Below are 15,156 nucleotides of genomic sequence, written 5' to 3' on the forward strand. Positions count from 1 at the left end.
TTTGGCGAAAGCCCGCGTAAGACTACCTAACGCCTCTATGTAGGGCATCTCGCCTACTTCATAGCGAACCTGAGGTGGATTCACGTTGGCTGAACAACCGCGACAACACCAGGCGATCCAGCGCCCAGACCGCGATCAACGAGGCGCCCACCAGCGGGAACAGGAGCGCCAGCCCGAGCATGATTACCATCGCGGTTTTCCACTTCGGCAGGTCATGACGCAACGGCGGAACTCCCAGGCCGCCCTGGGGCCGGCGCTTCCACCAGATCACCACGCCACTCACCGCGCTGAGCAGAATCATCAGGCAGATCAGCAGCACGATCATCTGGTTCACCCAGCCGAACATCTTGCCCTCGTGCAGCATTACGCCGGTCTCGGTGGCCCGTGCCACGGTGTTGTAGTGCGCCCAGCGCACATCGGCGAGGACCTTGCCGGTGTACTGGTCCACATGCAGGGTGGCGTCGTTGCGCGGGTCGTCGGCGAACACGGCGACGGTGAACACGCCTTCGGCGGTGGTGGGGAAAGTGATGCTGTAGCCGGGCTCGACCTTGCGTGCCTTGGCCAGGTCCACCACCTGTTGCAGGCGCACCGTGGGCGCGGCGGGAGCAGCGTGCATGGCACCGTGGTTCATGTGTTCGGCATGGTCGCCGGACATCGGCATCGGCGTGTTTTCCATGGCCCAGGGCACGGTCTGTTGCGTTGCGGTATTGAGCACCCGCGCCTGCTGATCGGACTGCGGCACGTTGTTCCACATCGCCGCTGGGAAGGTGTTCCAGAGGTCGGCGTATTGCTTGCCCCAGAAGCCGGTCCAGGTCATGCCGCTGAGCAGCATCACCAGCAGAAACGCCGCGCCCCAGAAGCCGGCGACGGCATGCAGGTCACGCCAGAACACGCGGCCACGGCTCGTGAAACGCGGCCATAACACGCCGGCCGACGTTTTGCCGCGCGGCCACCACAGGTACAGGCCGGACACCACCAGCATCACGCCCCAACCGGCGGCGAGTTCAATCAGGCGATCGCCGACGGTGCCGATCATCAGCTCGCCGTGCAGGGCGCGAGCGATGGCTTGCAGGTTGTTTTTCGCATCCTGCTCACCGAGTACGGTGCCGCGATAGGGGTCGACGAACACTGTCACTTCGCGCCCGCCGTCGTGCATCACGAACTGCGCGCTGCTGGTGGCGTCGGCGGGTGGCAGGTATTTGCTGATCTTGCCCTGGGGAAAGGCCGCCTGGGCGCGTTGCAATTGCTCGTCGGCGCTCAAGGCGTGCTCGGCGCTTTGCACCTTGAGCAGGTCGCCGTACATCAGCGGATCGAGCTGGGGTTTGAACAGGTAGATGACGCCGGTCAGGGCCAGCAGCACCATGAAAGGGGCGACGAAGAGGCCGGCGTAGAAGTGCCAGCGCCAGGCCAGGTTGTAGAAGGAAACTTTTTGAGTGGTCATTGGGGATGCTCCGCAAAGCTTGAATTTTTGTCGTTGGTCAGGCCGCTATCGGGGGCAAGCCCCCGATGCTTTTAGAAGCTCATGTCCACCTTGGTCCAAAGGGTCCGCCCCGGCTCCTTGATGGCCTGCGGGTCGTTGGCCGGATAGCCGAACCCGGCGTTGCCGGCCAGGTTCAGGTGTTCGGCGTAGGCCTTGCCGAACAGGTTGTCGACGCCGGTGCTGACCTTGAAATTCTTGTTGATGCGATAGGCGCCATTGACCGAGAACACGCCAAAGCCACCGCTCTTGTCGTAGTCCTTGCCGACCACGTTGCCCTTGTTCTGGTCGATGCGGTTCTGCGCCGCCACTACCCGCCACAACGCGCCGGCACTCCAGTCGTCTTCGCTATAGGTCAGGCCGAAGCGCGCATCCAACGGTGGCATTTGCGGCAGGGCCTTGCCGTCGCTGCTGTTCTTGCCCCAGGCGTAGGCGAGGGTGGCATCGGCTTTCCAGTTCTGCGTCAGTTTGTAGGCCGCGCCGAGTTCAACGCCCATGATGCGCGCGTCCACATTGCGCGCCTGGGAGGTGGTGCCCATCATCCCTGCCCGGTAGTCGAACAGGATGAAGTCACGCACCTGGCCGACGTAGCCCGAGGCCCAGGCTTCGAGGTTGTCGGCTTTGTACTGTGCGCCGACGTCGAGCTGGGTGGTTTTCTCCGGTTTCACGCCGTCGAAGGCGTTGACCGAACCGACTGCGCCGGTGTTGGGCGAGAACAGCTCCCAGTAGTCCGGGAAGCGCTCCGAGTGGCCCAGGCCGGCATAGAGGGTGGTCGGGCTGTCGGCCAGGTCGTGCTCATAGCGCATAAAGCCCGAGGGCAACGTATCGGCGCGGGTGTCGTCGGCGGTGGGGTTGGCGCGTGCACTCATCCGGGAGCCGGTGGTTTGCCGGAAATCCTTGGCCGAGGCGCGGTCCAGGCGTGCGCCGGTGATCAGGCGGTCACGGTCGGCGGCGTACCAGGTCAGTTCGCCGAACACGCCGTAGTTGTGGAAGTTGGCGTCCTTGACCTTGGGCAAGTCCTTGTAGGTGTCGATGCCCATGCTGCTGCGTTGGCGGTGTTCGTTGGTCTGCGCATCCAGGCCGCTGATCAGTTGCACATCGGCCCAGCGCCAGGTGGCCTTGATGCGCGCGCCGAGGGTGCGGCGGTCGACGTTGGAGGCCATGGGCCCGGCCATCATTCCGGTGCCCGAGGGCGTGCGCAGGCTGTAGTTGTCCATCACGTGGTCGGCGTAGTTGTAGTAGACCTGGGCTTCGACCTTATCCAGCACTTCGCCGATATTCGATTTTTCGAAGCGCAGGCCCAGGCTTTCGCGCAGGAACTGCGAACCGTCCATGCCGCGCCCGGCGTAACGCGCTTCGCCGTCGCCACGGCCGGCGGTGAGTTCCAGCAGGGTGTCGGCATCCGGGGTGAAGCCGACGGCGACGTCGCCATTCCATTTGTCGTAGCGCGAGGCGACGGTGTCGTTGTTGCCGTCCTTGTAGTCATCGGCATGGGCCTGGTTGCCGATCACCCGCACATAGCCCAGCGGCCCACCGGCGGCGGCATCGATGACCTTGTCGAAGCGCCCGTTGGAGCCGGCCAGCACACTCGCGTTGAGCCGCGTGCCGAGTTCACCGAAGTGTTCCGGTTCGCGCTCGAACAGGATGGTGCCGGCCGACGCGCCCGGGCCCCAGAGTACGGTTTGCGGGCCTTTGATCACGGTGAGCTTGTCGTAGGTTTCCGGCGAAATGTACGAGGTCGGCGCATCCATCCTGCCGGGGCAGGCGCCGAGCATCATGCTGCCGTTGGTGAGGATGTTCAGGCGCGAGCCGAACATGCCGCGCAGCACGGGGTCGCCATTGGTGCCGCCGTTGCGTACCAGGGCGAAGCCGGGGATGGTCTTGAGGTAGTCGCCGCCGTCGCTGGCGGGCACCGGTTGGCGTGGGTCTTTGGGGTTGGTGACCACGGTCAGCGGCGAGCTGGGCGCAATGGCGGTGATCACCGTGGGCGTCAGCTCATGCTCGGCGTGTTCATCGGCCTGGGCGTGGGGAACGAGCAGGGCGCCGCATAGGGCAGCGAGCACAGAGGTGCTTCCCAAACGGGAGTCAGCAGTAAACCTGGACATGACAAATTCCATCAATCAATCGTAAACAACACGGCCAGCAGCCTGCGGCTGTCTGTCTAAAGTCGGCCGGGGTGAAGTAACGGTGGCAGGGGCTTACGAGGCGATGGGCGGGGCGCGGCTGCGGGCGCCGGGGAAGATGCTCTGCCGGGCATGGCCCAGGCGCGGTGCGGGGGTAAGGGCATTGGCCGGCGGCGGGGTACCGATGGCCACGAATGACACGCTGCCGGGCAGGGCCGGGCAACTGTAGAGCAAGTCGCAATAGCCGCACTTGGACCAGAGCGCGTGGTGTTCGTCAGGGGCTTTCTTGTGATGGGCGTCGCCGTGGTCGCCGGGCATGTCCATGGACATGTTCATCGACATACCGGCGTGATGATCCATCGGCATCGCTTGGGAAATCAGCGGACCGATAAAGATCATCAGCATGGCGAACAGGCTGATCCGACTGCCGCGCTTCACGCGGCGGTGTGGGGATAGCCTGGCGCGAGGGGCGCCCATCTGGAGTCAGTCTATTGAGGGTGCTTGTGCTCGTGGCCGGCCATCGGCGGCGCTTTCTGCACCGACACTTCCACCTCGACCTTGCCGGCTTTTTCAAAGGTCAGGGTCAGCGGGAATTGCTTGCCATCGGCCAGCAGGCTGCGGTCCTTGAGGCCCAGCAACATCACGTGATACGCCATGGGCGCGAAGGTCAGGTCACCCTTGGCCGGTACGGCAACGCTGGGGACTTGCTGCATCTTCATCAAGTCGCCCTGCATCACATGCTCATGCAGCTCGGCCTTGTCGGCCACTGGCGTGTCGACACTGAGCAGGCGATCCGGTGTCGCACCGGTGTTATGAATCACGAAATACGCGGCGACGGTGGGCGCGTTGGGCGGCAATTCCTGGGACCAGGGATCGCTGACCAGCAGGTCGCCGGCCTTGTAGTCTTCGGCATTGGCAGCACTGAACACCGGCAGCAGCAACGCAGCCAGAAGCAGGGAAGATTTAAGCATGGCAGTTCTCCAGAACGGTTCTAAACGCAGTTCACTTGCGAAGAAGATCAGGCCGTCGGAGAGGCGCGGGGGTTGAGGCTCGGCCATTGCTGGCGCGGGGTGGGGGTTTGCAATGGGGTGTGTGGTTGACGCTGTACCGTCTCGAATTGCGTGAGATACAACTGCGGCACATGCCCCGGCAACGCCACCAACGGCGCCGAGCCCGAGCAACACCAGCAATGCTGCATGGTGGAATGATCGTCCTGCTGCGGCGCCGGAATCTCCAGCTTGCCCAGGGCAATGGTCTTCAGGCTGGCGCCATTGGACGAACAGAAACTGCCCCACAGCAATTGCTGCACGGGGTCCTTGGACTGCTGCATCGCGCTGGCCATTGGCATGGCAAAGGCGTTGAACAGCACTGCAATGCAGGCGATCCAGGCAATTGCAAAGCGTTGACGGGCCATGGCGGACAATCCGTAGGGTTAAACGATCAGGCGGGTATTTAGCCTGATCGGGGGGGATAAGTAAAAAGTGGTGGTGTGGTTTGGTGTCGCAGTGCTGGGTTTGAGGATAGACGGGGAATCGAGAGGATGCCGATCTTCAAGTCGCCGCCCCTCCCACATTTTGGATTGTGTGTGGCTATTGCTTGGCGTTGAGCCTGCTAGTCGCGCGGGCAATGTCGGCTCGCGCCACCTTGATCAATGAGCCATCGCCTGGGTCTTCTTCGATACAGGCTTCAAGGAAAGCATCCATCTCTTCTTGTGTGTGAAGATGGTCAGCAGCGTCGAAAACTGTGAACGTCGTCTTTCTGTCAGATAGGTATTGGGCTTTTTCCAGCCATTGGTTTAATCGAGCTGCGACTTCGGGTTCATCCAATTTTAGTTCGTCGGCCTCAAGGCTTAGCGCGTGCGCGAACTCTGGGTTCGCGATTATGTGCTCGATAATTGTGCTTTCAGCAGGTCGAGTCAGGTGCTGCGTACGGGGTTTGTTAGTCATGTGAACCTCATGTTTACGCCGTAGGACAAAGCGTCGAGGATCATCGCCAAGGGTATGCGGTTCTAGGTAGTCAGCGGGTTCCGTTACGCATGTAGGTAAATTCTCCTTGATCCGCCGCGCAGCCCGAATATGAGGTCGTTCCACAGAAACTTCCGACAACTCTTTGAGGTTGCTGGTAGGAAACTCAATCTCTAGTCTTCGTACACCGCTGCAAATGCCGCGGACGGGCGTCGCGGCCCGACTTCCTAAGAGCAAAAGCGCTATCGTCTGCTTTCAGTTGATGCTTTTTTATCGTCTACTGTGCGGCGCTATGGCGGCTGTGCGCGGGATACCTTTGGGTATGCCGGGTTGCCTCGGGACCGGTCCGCGAACCTGCGTACAGCTGCCACCCTATCGCGTCGCGGCGAATCAGTGGCAGCTCCACATTCCTGAGGAGCTTCACAATGATCAAACCCACCCCCAATCCCCCCGTCCGGCTGTTCACCGTGGCAGATGGCATCAGCACCGAAGACCTGCTCGTCAACCTCAGCGAAACACTCGCCTCGGCCAACGCGCTGAGTTGCGACCTTGCCTTTAACCTGGAAAGCGCACCACGCGAGGAATTACTGGGCGTTGCGCAGTTGATCGAGCTGGCACAATTGCTCGCTGACAGGGTGCACGAAGGAGCAGGGCAGGCAACCGCCGCGAATAGTTAACAAGTTCGATGAGCGATCGTTCCTGCGCATATGTGTGGGAATGATCGTGTGGCAGGTCTTAGGCCTCCCAGCTGGCTTCCCGTATATGATTGAAGTTGACGACATCTACGCAGTGCTGATGAGCAAACCCAGCGACTCTGAGATCGTCAGTCAAAACCAGATAGTTATCTTTTGCTGCGGCAACAATGCCAACGTCGGTAAGGCCGTAGGGTGAAAGCTCATAATCGCGACTTATATCCAAGGCTGGATGATGGACCTCGATTATTGTTGATAGTGAGTTTTTTAACGTTGCATAAAAATCGCGCAGCTTGTTTCCATGAAGTCCATTTGTCAGGTTGCTGACTTCAGCGAGAATGTGAGGGGTTGAAACAAGTTTTTCGAACTGGTCAATCACTTTGAGCAAAAGTTGATAGTCTGCATCGCTGTAGCCGCGTGTTCTCTTGAACTCTACGATGCTGGACGTTCCTCCTATCAGTGCCAGAAGCAGCAAGTTAGTATCAACGATGATTCCTTTTCTTCGGTATTGCTTGATGTAGGCTTCGATCATACTTCGCGAATCTTCATGGAGCGGAACTCGCCAGTCTCCGAGTCGATGATGAATGTTTTGTATTTTCTTGCATGTATTTGTCCGGCTAAAGATGCGCCTAGCCTTTCATAGTTATTAGGGTTGGGGACATTGAAGCCCAGTGTTATTGCCCAGGTTTTATTGCCTGGGTCTAACTCTACTTCCTCAAGCATCAGGTCTTGTAGTGCTGTTTCTTGCCCGAGAAAGTCGTTTGCGACCGCCTTGGCGACTTGTACGGCTTCTTTAACTTCTATCATGTCAGCTCCTGAATACCGTTGGGCTTGGCTTGAACTGTTCCTGGAGTTTAGCACTTCGTGTTGTGGGTTCATCGCCGTCCCTTGAGGTAACAAATAGATTGGATAGAGGGTGGCGGATGATCCTGATCTATCGAATGAAATCTGCCAACGAATCGATTGTTTCTGCGGGCGACAAAAGCTCCCGATCCACCGCCGCCAACACCGGCCGCTTCAACACCAACACAGGCACCCCCCGTTCCCGCGCCACTTCCAGCTTCGGCTCGGTGGCGGTGCTGCCACTGTTCTTGCTGATCAGCACATCAATCCCCCGCCGTTCAAACAACGCGCGTTCATCTTCGATCAGGAACGGACCGCGTGCGCCAATCACTTCACAGCGATCATTGCCGGGATACACATCCAGCGCGCGCAGCGTCCAGAACTGCTCGGGCGGGATTTCATCAAGGTGCTGCAACGGCTCGCGGCCCAAGGTGAACAATGGGCGCTTGAAGGGTTTCAAGGCCTCGATCAATTCAGCCCAGTCACTGACCTCTCGCCAGTCATCGCCGGCCTGCGGCTGCCACGCCGGGCGACGCAATGCCCAGCACGGTACACCACTCAACTGTGCAGCCTCGGCGGCATTGCGGCTGATCTGCGCCGCATACGGATGGGTCGCGTCGAGGATCAGGCTGATCCCTTCATCCTGAACAAACTGCGCCAAGCCTTCAGCGCCGCCATACCCGCCGACCCGCACCTGGCAGGTGAGATCGGTCGGCACACGCCCCACACCCGCCAGGCTGTAGATATGCTCCGGCCCCAAGGTGCGCGCGATAGCCAGCGCTTCGGTCACACCGCCCAGCAGCAGGATGCGTTTCATCGCGGCTTGACCACGTCCAGCAGGGTGATTGGAAGCGCCTGGCGCCACGTATCGAACTCACCCAGTGGCTGGGCCTGAGCGACGTGGATGCGCGTCAGTTCGCCGCCATGCTCCGCGCGCCAGTTCATCAAGGTCATTTCACTTTGCAGGGTGACGGCATTGGCCACCAAGCGACCGCCGGGGCGCAGGTGTTGCCAGCAGGTGTCGAGCACGCCGTCGCGGGTGACGCCGCCGCCGATGAAGATGGCGTCGGGAGCTGTAAGGCCGTGCAACGCTTCCGGGGCTTTGCCACGAATCAACTGCAAACCGGGCACGCCGAGGGCGTCGCGATTGTGTTCAATAAGGCCCTGGCGGCCTTCGTCTGCTTCAATTGCCAATGCTCGGCAGCTCGGATGGGCACGCATCCATTCGATACCGATGGAGCCGCTGCCCGCACCCACGTCCCACAGCAGTTCGCCGGGCATCGGGGCGAGGCGGGCGAGGGTCATGGCGCGCACATCGCGTTTGGTCAGTTGTCCGTCGTGCTGGAAGGCGGAATCGGGCAAGCCAGCGAGGCGCGACAGACGTGGTGTGTCGCTGGAGGCCACGCAGTCGATGGCGACCAGGTTCAAATCGGCGACACAGGCGTGCTGCCAATCCTCAGCCAAACCGTCGATGCGCCGCTCATTCGCGCTGCCCAGGTGTTCAAATACTGTCAATCGGCTGGGCCCAAACCCGGATTCAGCCAACAACGAAGCAATCAACGCGGGACTGCCGCCGTCATTACTCAGTACCAATAAACGCACACCTGTGGCCAGATGCGCATTGATCGCCGCCACTGGCCGTGCCACTACGGACAGCGTCACCACCTCCTGCAACGGCCAGCCCAGCCGCGCCGCTGCCAACGACACCGACGACGGTGCCGGCAAAATCAGCAGTTCTTCAGCCGCCACCTGTCGTGCCAGGCTGGCCCCCACGCCATAAAACATCGGGTCACCACTGGCCAGCACGCACACAGGCTCGCCACGCCGCGCCAGTACCGGTTCCAGGGAGAACGGGCTCGGCCACACCTGGCGCTCACCGCGAATACACACCGGCAACAGGTCCAACTGGCGCTGACCACCTATAATCCGCGATGCGCGCAACAGGGCATGCCGGGCATTCCTGCCCAGCCCCTTGAAGCCGTCTTCACCGATGCCTACAACCGTCAGCCAGGGCGACATATCAATTCCTTGAGCGACATCCGACGGGCAGGCTTTTCATGCCGCCGGACAAAGCAGGCATAATACCGCGCCTTTACCCGTCAACCGGTAGCCCCTTGAACCCAACGCCCGCTGTGAATACCTTGCGCCCCTCGGCTTGTCCGGGGTTGCTGCGTATCGTCCAGGCGCTGGATGGCGGCATCTGCCGGATCAAACTGGCCGGTGGCTCGATCAGCGCCGCCCAGGCCCGCGCCGTGGCGGACGCGGCCCAGGCCTATGCGGGCGGGGTGATCGAGGCGACCAACCGCGCCAACCTGCAGATACGTGGGATCGGTGCCGAGCAAGACGCCTTGATCGCCATGCTGCTGGCCGCCGATCTGGGCCCGAGTACCGCTGCCGGCGATGACGTGCGCAACCTGATGCTCAGCCCCAGCGCCGGTATCGACCCGCAGATGCTGTTCGACACCCGGCCGCTGGCCGAGCAGATCCTCGCTACCCTGCAAAACTGTCCGCGTTTCCATGAGCTGTCGGCCAAGTTCGCCGTGCAACTGGACGGCGGCGAGGCTCTGGCGATGCTCGAGCATCATCATGATCTGTGGCTGTCGGCGTTCGTACGCAATGGCGAGACGCTCCTTGCGTTCGGCCTGGCGGGTTGTCCAGGGCGGGATGCGCCGTTGGCCGCCGTGCCGTTGGCACAGGGTCATGGGTTGGTGGTGGCGGTGCTGGAGGCGTTTCTTGACCTCGCCACCCCGGAACAAACCCGCATGCGCCACCTGGCTGTGGATAAGTTGTTGAGCCGCCTCAGCCTGCCGCTGCTGCCGGCCGATGGCTTCAAACGCCCACCCAGCGGCGCTTTGCTGCACCTCGGGAGTTATCCACAGGCTCAAAGCAATCAATTCTACGTCGCGGCCATCGCACCCCTGGGGCGCCTGGATTCGACGATGCTCACAGGCGTGGCGCAGCTCGCCAGCGAATATGGCGACGGCACCTTGCGCTTCACCCCCTGGCAAGGTGTGTTACTGCCCAACGTCGAAAAACCTCACGCCGTGACCCAACGCCTGGCGCAACTGGGCTTCCTCTGCACCGTCGATCAACCCTTGGCCCGCGTGATCGCCTGCACCGGTTCCAGCGGTTGCGGCAAGGCCCTCGCCGACACCAAGGCCGACGCCGTGCACTTGGCCGCGCTGCATCCCGGCCATGACGTGCACCTGTCCGGCTGCCCACGTTCCTGCGCCGCCGCACATATCGCGCCGGTCACCTTGCTGGCGGTGAGCCCCGGCCACTACGACCTGTATTTTCGCGATGCAGCCCACCCCGGTTTCGGCCGGCTGCACGCACGCACCCTTTCCATTGAAGCGGCGGGCGCCTTGCTGCGCGCTCACCCACGGAGCAACACCGATGATTGATTACATCCGCGACGGTCAGGAGATCTATCGCAACTCCTTCGCCATTATTCGCGCGGAAGCCAAGTTGGAGCGTATCCCGGCCGACCTGGAGAAACTCGCGGTGCGGGTGATCCATGCCTGCGGCATGGTCGAGGCCATCGATGGCCTGCAGTTCTCCGAAGGTGCGGGTAAGGCCGGGCGCGATGCGCTGGCCGCTGGTGCGCCGATTCTGTGTGATGCGCGGATGGTCTCCGAAGGCGTGACCCGTGCGCGCCTGCCGGCCAACAACCCGGTGATCTGCACCCTGCGCGACGACAGCGTGCCGGAGTTGGCGCGGGAGCTGGGCAATACCCGTTCCGCTGCGGCCCTGGAGCTGTGGCGTCCGCACCTGGAAGGCAGCGTGGTGGTAATCGGCAACGCGCCGACCGCGTTGTTCTACCTGCTGGAAATGCTCGACGCGGGGGCACCGAAACCGGCGTTGATCCTCGGCTTCCCGGTCGGCTTTGTCGGCGCGGCCGAATCCAAGGCGATGCTGGCAGCGGACAGTCGCGGCGTACCGTTCGTGATCATGCAGGGCCGCCTGGGCGGCAGTGCCATGGCCGCCGCGGCGGTGAATGCGCTCGCCACGGAGGTCGAATGATGCCGGCACGCGGACGTTTGATCGGCCTGGGCGTCGGCCCCGGCGACCCGGAACTGATTACCCTCAAGGCCCTGCGCCTGCTGCGCGAATCGCCGGTGGTGGCCTATTTCGTGGCCAAGGGCAAGAAGGGTAACGCCTTCGGCATCATCGAAGACCACCTGGTGCCACAACAAACCCTGATGCCGCTGGTGTACCCGGTGACCACCGAAGCGCTACCGGCGCCGTTGTCCTATGAACAAGTGATCAGCGACTTCTACGACACCGCCAGTGTCGAGGTGGCCGTGCACCTGGACGCCGGTCGCGACGTGGCGGTGATCTGTGAAGGCGACCCGTTCTTCTACGGCTCCTATATGTATTTGCATGACCGCTTGGCCGAGCGCTACGAAGCCCAGGTTATCCCCGGTGTGTGCTCGATGCTTGGCGGCGCCTCGGTGCTGGGCGCACCGTTGGTGTATCGCAACCAGAGCCTGTCGGTGTTGTCGGGCGTATTGCCCCACGAAGACCTCAAGCGCCGCCTGGCGGATGCTGACGCGGCGGTGATCATGAAGCTGGGGCGCAACTTCCCCAAGGTGCGCCAGGTACTCGAAGAACTTGGCCTGGCCGAGCGCGCACTGTATGTGGAGCGCGCGACCATGGCCAACCAGAAAATCGTGGCGCTGGACCAGGTGGAGCCGATGTCTTCGCCGTACTTCTCGCTGATCATCGTGCCGGGTGAACGGTGGCAAGGTTGATGAACCCGGCGATTGTCATTCTGGGCCAGGGCAGCCTGGCCACCGCGCGCAGGATCCAGCAGGTTTACCCTGGGGCACTGATCCACGGCCTGGCCGGGCGGGTTGAGGGGGTGGACCAGCCTTACGGCGAATTCGGCGCGACCCTGCGTCAGCTCTACCAGCAGGGCACACCGCTGATCGCCCTGTGTGCGGCCGGCATCGTGATCCGCACCCTGGCGCCGCTGCTGCTGGAGAAAGGCGAAGAACCCGCCGTGCTGGCCGTGGCGGAAGATGGCAGCGCCGTGGTGCCGTTGCTCGGTGGCCTTGGCGGGGTGAACGTCATGGCGCGGGACATCGCGGCGGCGCTGGGTGTCGCTGCGGCGATCACCACCAGTGGCGAGCTGCGTTTCGGCACCTGCCTGCTCAACCCGCCGGCGGGTTATGAGCTGGCGGACCTGGAACTGGGCAAGCGCTTCGTGTCCGACCTGCTGGCCGGCGAAAGCGTGCGTATCGAAGGTGCGGCGCCGTGGTTGGACCAGGCGAATTTGCCCCAGGACCAGCAGGCGCATCTAGCCATTCACGTGGGCAGTGCCGAGCGTGTGCCTGCCGCCAACGAGTTGCTGATCTATCCGAAGACGGTGTGCGTGACCTGCAAGCCGGGTGCGCAGTTGGCCGAGCGTGTGCGCACGGACTTGCACGAGGCGGGCATTGCCGTGCAATCCCTGGCGTGCCTGTTGGCCAGCGATACGCAGATGGCTGACCCGTCGTTGCACGAAGCCGCGTCGGCGTTGGGTGTGCCGCTGCGCTTTGGCGGCGTTACCCAGGCTGCCGATATTGTCATCGAGGTGGCTGACCAACCGCTGGACCTGGCCCAGGTCGGCCGCCGCCGTGGCCGCCTTGCCGTGATCGGCCTGGGCCCTGGCGCCGCCGAGCTGATGGTGCCGGCGGTCAAGGCCGAGCTGGCACGCTGCACCGATGTGCTGGGCTACGAAACCTACGTGCGCATGGCCGGGCCGTTCCGTGACGATCAGGTACAGCATTGCACCGATAACCGCGAAGAGATGCAGCGCGCCCGCCACGCCTTCGAGCTGGCCGCCCAGGGGCGTTCGGTGGTGGTGGTGTCGTCCGGCGACCCGGGCGTCTTCGCCATGGCGGCAGCGGTGATCGAGGCGTTGCACGAGTCCGGCAATCCGGCGTGGCATCAGGTCGACCTGGAAATCCTGCCGGGGGTTTCGGCCTCCCTGGCCACCGCGGCCCAGGCCGGTGCGCCGTTGGGCCACGACTTTTGCGTGATGTCGCTGTCGGACAACCTCAAGCCCTGGTCGATCATCGAAAAGCGCCTGGACCTCGCGTCCCAGGCCGACCTGGCCCTGGCGTTCTACAACCCGATCTCGCGTTCGCGGCCTTGGCAGCTGGGGCGCGCCCTGGAAATCGTCGCGCAACACCGCACGCCTGAAACCCCGGTGGTGCTGGGTCGCGATATCGGCCGCCCCGGCCAGACCCTGCGCGTCACCACCCTCGGGCAACTCACGCCAGACCAGGTGGACATGCGCACCATGGTGCTGGTCGGCTCGTCCACTACCTGCACATTCCCTCGCGCTGGTGGCGGTGAATGGGTGTACACGCCGCGCTGGTACGGTGCAAAGCCCGCCTCCTGAAAACGCCTGGATGGCTGCACGAAAGCTCCGAATGACAATGGGTGATTGCCTATTGTCGCTCGGGGCTTTTTCTTTTTTTTGCCGCGAAAACCGGAAGGGCTCGAGGAGTGCCCCGTCATTGCTGGGCAGGGGTTTTTGCCGTGTGCCGGCAAGCGATGTTTGTGGCATGGAAGAGCCGCCGGTGGCTGGACTAGTGTGGACACAAGCCCCGAGTCGGGGTGTTTGTGGAGAACTGAAAATGGAGCGACATCACAGAAGGATCAACAACACAAAACGGCGCAAGTTGATTGCGCGCTACACATTGCCGAGGGCGCCAGGCGCGCAGCCCTCATTGCCGCCGCTCGACATGGAGGACGACAGCAACGCGGCGGTGGTCAACAACAGTGTGATTTCGTTTGCCGAGGGGCTGTCCGGGCTGAACCGGGAATACATCCGTAAAAGCTATCTGCTGGCCAGCAGCTACGTCAGCGATGTATTGAAGATCCATCGAGGTACCGAGGCCTGGTACGACGAATTTATCAAGGTGATGGTTGGTTTGGGCTGGCTGCCGGTGCGCAGTCGATTCGAGCGGGTTTCAAGCTCCGGCAAGGGCCTGACGGTGCAACTTGCGGCGCTGAATATCATCGCCAGCCTGTTGGCGTCGACGTCACTGACCGGGCCGTTGCTCACTGCGCTGCCCAAACTGGCCGCCGATGCGCTGGAGGCCCTGAAGCAGCAGCCGGCATCCTTCGAGCTGTTCAAGCGCAATAGCAGCGTGCACGAGGGCGGTGATTTTGGCCTGGCGTCATGCGCCGAAACGGACGGCGAATTGACGATGGTGCTGGTGACTTACAGTACCCATGGCGTGAGCAAGCAGGTTGGGCTGCCGTTTCTGGAATGGGACAGTACCCAGTTCGAGGCTTTCAGTGGGCAAACCTGCCTGGTGCTGAATACCTCGGTGGTCAACGAAAAAACCATCCAACTGATGCGCGAGAGCGCGGGCGACAAGGTGCAGTCGGCGATTGCCAAATACCGGATCTAAGGCACCAGGTAGCCGCGCACCCCGGTAAAGATGATTTGCGCGGCGAGGGCACACACGAACAATCCCATCAACCGACTGACAATCTGCAAGCCCTGGTCACCGAGAATCCGTTCGATACGGTTGGACAGGTACAGCACCACACCGACCGTGAGGCTGGCCAGGGCGATGCTGAGGATGGCCGTGATCTTGTCATCCCAGTGCGGTTGGCTGACGCCCATGACCAACAGCGCACCGATGGTGCCGGGGCCGACCGTGAGGGGGATGGTCAGCGGCACGATGGTCACGTCCTGCTGCACATTGTCGGTCTGCACGGCCGACTTGCCCTGGGCCATGCCCAGGGCGGAGATAAACAGCACACTGCCGGCGCCGATGCGAAAGGCATCCACGGTGATGCCGAACACGCTGAAGATCACCCGGCCGAACAGGTAGAGCAACACGCTGGATACCAGGGTCGCCAGCGCTACTTTCCAGGCCAGGCGCCGCCGCTCTTTGCTCGAATAACCACGGGTCAGGCTGATAAAGCAGGACAGCACGAAGAACGGGCTGTAGAGCACCAGCATCTTCAGGTAAACGCTGAATAACACGTGGAGCATGTGGAGGGCTCGCGGGCGGGGAAAGTGTGGAGAGTCTATCAGGCGCCAGAGA

Annotated in this window: 17 protein-coding genes; 6 read left to right on the plus strand and 11 right to left on the minus strand. The window is 62.4% G+C overall.

Annotated elements, in window-relative coordinates:
* Positions 1-58: 58 nt before the first annotated feature.
* The 6 genes from J3D60_RS24490 to J3D60_RS24515 all read right to left on the minus strand — a co-directional run bounded on the left by J3D60_RS24490 (position 59) and on the right by J3D60_RS24515 (position 5,546).
* The gene (locus tag J3D60_RS24490) at positions 59-1,441 is read right to left on the minus strand and encodes a PepSY domain-containing protein (RefSeq protein ID WP_253493106.1); all 1,383 of its coding nucleotides are present in this window, start codon (positions 1,439-1,441) and stop codon (positions 59-61) included.
* A gap of 71 nt (positions 1,442-1,512) precedes the next feature.
* Positions 1,513-3,582, minus strand: a complete 2,070-nt coding sequence (locus J3D60_RS24495) for a TonB-dependent copper receptor (protein ID WP_253493109.1) — start codon at positions 3,580-3,582, stop codon at positions 1,513-1,515.
* A 93-nt stretch (positions 3,583-3,675) separates the two neighbouring features.
* A complete protein-coding gene (locus J3D60_RS24500) occupies positions 3,676-4,077 on the minus strand; it encodes a DUF2946 domain-containing protein (RefSeq protein WP_253493111.1) in 402 nt (133 codons plus the stop codon).
* Positions 4,078-4,088: 11 nt separating this feature from the next.
* The gene (locus J3D60_RS24505) at positions 4,089-4,571 is read right to left on the minus strand and encodes a copper chaperone PCu(A)C (protein WP_065940919.1); all 483 of its coding nucleotides are present in this window, start codon (positions 4,569-4,571) and stop codon (positions 4,089-4,091) included.
* 47 nt (positions 4,572-4,618) lie between these two features.
* Positions 4,619-5,014, minus strand: a complete 396-nt coding sequence (locus J3D60_RS24510) for a DUF2946 domain-containing protein (RefSeq protein ID WP_253493113.1) — start codon at positions 5,012-5,014, stop codon at positions 4,619-4,621.
* 175 nt (positions 5,015-5,189) lie between these two features.
* The gene (locus J3D60_RS24515) at positions 5,190-5,546 is read right to left on the minus strand and encodes a DNA-binding protein (protein ID WP_065940921.1); all 357 of its coding nucleotides are present in this window, start codon (positions 5,544-5,546) and stop codon (positions 5,190-5,192) included.
* Between the two features lie 443 nt (positions 5,547-5,989).
* Between J3D60_RS24515 and J3D60_RS24520 the strand changes: the two genes are divergently transcribed.
* Positions 5,990-6,241, plus strand: a complete 252-nt coding sequence (locus J3D60_RS24520; RefSeq protein ID WP_253493115.1) for a DUF6124 family protein — start codon at positions 5,990-5,992, stop codon at positions 6,239-6,241.
* Positions 6,242-6,299: 58 nt separating this feature from the next.
* On the opposite strand, the gene J3D60_RS24525 is transcribed toward J3D60_RS24520, so the two are convergent.
* From J3D60_RS24525 to cbiE, 4 genes are all read right to left on the minus strand, one after another.
* Complete coding sequence (locus tag J3D60_RS24525; RefSeq protein ID WP_065940923.1) at positions 6,300-6,788, minus strand: PIN domain-containing protein; 489 nt, start codon at positions 6,786-6,788, stop codon at positions 6,300-6,302.
* Complete coding sequence (locus J3D60_RS24530) at positions 6,785-7,063, minus strand: hypothetical protein (RefSeq protein ID WP_253493117.1); 279 nt, start codon at positions 7,061-7,063, stop codon at positions 6,785-6,787. The genes J3D60_RS24525 and J3D60_RS24530 overlap by 4 nt, the downstream gene beginning before the upstream one ends.
* A gap of 127 nt (positions 7,064-7,190) precedes the next feature.
* Positions 7,191-7,916 carry a cobalt-precorrin-6A reductase gene (locus tag J3D60_RS24535; RefSeq protein WP_253493119.1) on the minus strand — a complete coding sequence of 242 codons (726 nt, stop codon included), beginning with the start codon at positions 7,914-7,916 and terminating at the stop codon, positions 7,191-7,193.
* On the minus strand, positions 7,913-9,118 hold the full coding sequence (gene cbiE / locus J3D60_RS24540) for a precorrin-6y C5,15-methyltransferase (decarboxylating) subunit CbiE (protein WP_253493120.1): 1,206 nt from the start codon (positions 9,116-9,118) through the stop codon (positions 7,913-7,915). The genes J3D60_RS24535 and cbiE overlap by 4 nt, the downstream gene beginning before the upstream one ends.
* Positions 9,119-9,156: 38 nt before the next feature.
* On the opposite strand from cbiE, the gene cobG reads away from it, so the two are divergent.
* From cobG to J3D60_RS24565, 5 genes are all read left to right on the plus strand, one after another.
* Positions 9,157-10,503 (plus strand): precorrin-3B synthase, encoded by a 1,347-nt coding sequence (gene cobG / locus J3D60_RS24545; RefSeq protein WP_253493121.1) that lies wholly within the window; start codon positions 9,157-9,159, stop codon positions 10,501-10,503.
* Positions 10,496-11,122, plus strand: a complete 627-nt coding sequence (locus J3D60_RS24550; RefSeq protein WP_065925569.1) for a precorrin-8X methylmutase — start codon at positions 10,496-10,498, stop codon at positions 11,120-11,122. Before cobG ends, J3D60_RS24550 begins: the two co-directional genes overlap by 8 nt.
* On the plus strand, positions 11,122-11,853 hold the full coding sequence (locus tag J3D60_RS24555) for a precorrin-2 C(20)-methyltransferase (RefSeq protein ID WP_065925568.1): 732 nt from the start codon (positions 11,122-11,124) through the stop codon (positions 11,851-11,853). Before J3D60_RS24550 ends, J3D60_RS24555 begins: the two co-directional genes overlap by 1 nt.
* Positions 11,853-13,490, plus strand: coding sequence for a precorrin-3B C(17)-methyltransferase (gene cobJ / locus J3D60_RS24560; RefSeq protein WP_253493122.1), 1,638 nt, complete (start codon positions 11,853-11,855; stop codon positions 13,488-13,490). Before J3D60_RS24555 ends, cobJ begins: the two co-directional genes overlap by 1 nt.
* Positions 13,491-13,728: 238 nt before the next feature.
* Positions 13,729-14,511 carry a hypothetical protein gene (locus J3D60_RS24565; RefSeq protein WP_065940929.1) on the plus strand — a complete coding sequence of 261 codons (783 nt, stop codon included), beginning with the start codon at positions 13,729-13,731 and terminating at the stop codon, positions 14,509-14,511.
* Here J3D60_RS24565 and J3D60_RS24570 read toward each other — a convergent pair.
* Positions 14,508-15,104, minus strand: coding sequence for a MarC family protein (locus tag J3D60_RS24570; RefSeq protein ID WP_003217330.1), 597 nt, complete (start codon positions 15,102-15,104; stop codon positions 14,508-14,510). The two genes, J3D60_RS24565 and J3D60_RS24570, sit on opposite strands and share 4 nt — an antisense overlap.
* Positions 15,105-15,156: the final 52 nt, after the last annotated feature.

It is taken from the genome of Pseudomonas sp. S3E17, from assembly GCF_024168685.1.
Taxonomy (GTDB): Bacteria; Pseudomonadota; Gammaproteobacteria; order Pseudomonadales; family Pseudomonadaceae; genus Aquipseudomonas; species Aquipseudomonas marginalis.

Bases quoted from the DNA above. Each gene is read 5' to 3' on its own strand.
- J3D60_RS24530 (WP_253493117.1), bottom strand. From the start codon at position 7,063: ATGATAGAAGTTAAAGAAGCCGTACAAGTCGCCAAGGCGGTCGCAAAC.
- J3D60_RS24555 (WP_065925568.1), top strand. From the start codon at position 11,122: ATGCCGGCACGCGGACGTTTGATCGGCCTGGGCGTCGGCCCCGGCGAC.
- cobJ (WP_253493122.1), top strand. From the start codon at position 11,853: ATGAACCCGGCGATTGTCATTCTGGGCCAGGGCAGCCTGGCCACCGCG.
- J3D60_RS24490 (WP_253493106.1), bottom strand. From the start codon at position 1,441: ATGACCACTCAAAAAGTTTCCTTCTACAACCTGGCCTGGCGCTGGCAC.
- J3D60_RS24565 (WP_065940929.1), top strand. From the start codon at position 13,729: ATGGAGCGACATCACAGAAGGATCAACAACACAAAACGGCGCAAGTTG.
- J3D60_RS24510 (WP_253493113.1), bottom strand. From the start codon at position 5,014: ATGGCCCGTCAACGCTTTGCAATTGCCTGGATCGCCTGCATTGCAGTG.
- J3D60_RS24495 (WP_253493109.1), bottom strand. From the start codon at position 3,582: ATGTCCAGGTTTACTGCTGACTCCCGTTTGGGAAGCACCTCTGTGCTC.
- cobG (WP_253493121.1), top strand. From the start codon at position 9,157: ATGCCGCCGGACAAAGCAGGCATAATACCGCGCCTTTACCCGTCAACC.
- J3D60_RS24525 (WP_065940923.1), bottom strand. From the start codon at position 6,788: ATGATCGAAGCCTACATCAAGCAATACCGAAGAAAAGGAATCATCGTT.
- J3D60_RS24550 (WP_065925569.1), top strand. From the start codon at position 10,496: ATGATTGATTACATCCGCGACGGTCAGGAGATCTATCGCAACTCCTTC.
- J3D60_RS24515 (WP_065940921.1), bottom strand. From the start codon at position 5,546: ATGACTAACAAACCCCGTACGCAGCACCTGACTCGACCTGCTGAAAGC.
- J3D60_RS24500 (WP_253493111.1), bottom strand. From the start codon at position 4,077: ATGGGCGCCCCTCGCGCCAGGCTATCCCCACACCGCCGCGTGAAGCGC.
- cbiE (WP_253493120.1), bottom strand. From the start codon at position 9,118: ATGTCGCCCTGGCTGACGGTTGTAGGCATCGGTGAAGACGGCTTCAAG.
- J3D60_RS24505 (WP_065940919.1), bottom strand. From the start codon at position 4,571: ATGCTTAAATCTTCCCTGCTTCTGGCTGCGTTGCTGCTGCCGGTGTTC.
- J3D60_RS24535 (WP_253493119.1), bottom strand. From the start codon at position 7,916: ATGAAACGCATCCTGCTGCTGGGCGGTGTGACCGAAGCGCTGGCTATC.
- J3D60_RS24570 (WP_003217330.1), bottom strand. From the start codon at position 15,104: ATGCTCCACGTGTTATTCAGCGTTTACCTGAAGATGCTGGTGCTCTAC.
- J3D60_RS24520 (WP_253493115.1), top strand. From the start codon at position 5,990: ATGATCAAACCCACCCCCAATCCCCCCGTCCGGCTGTTCACCGTGGCA.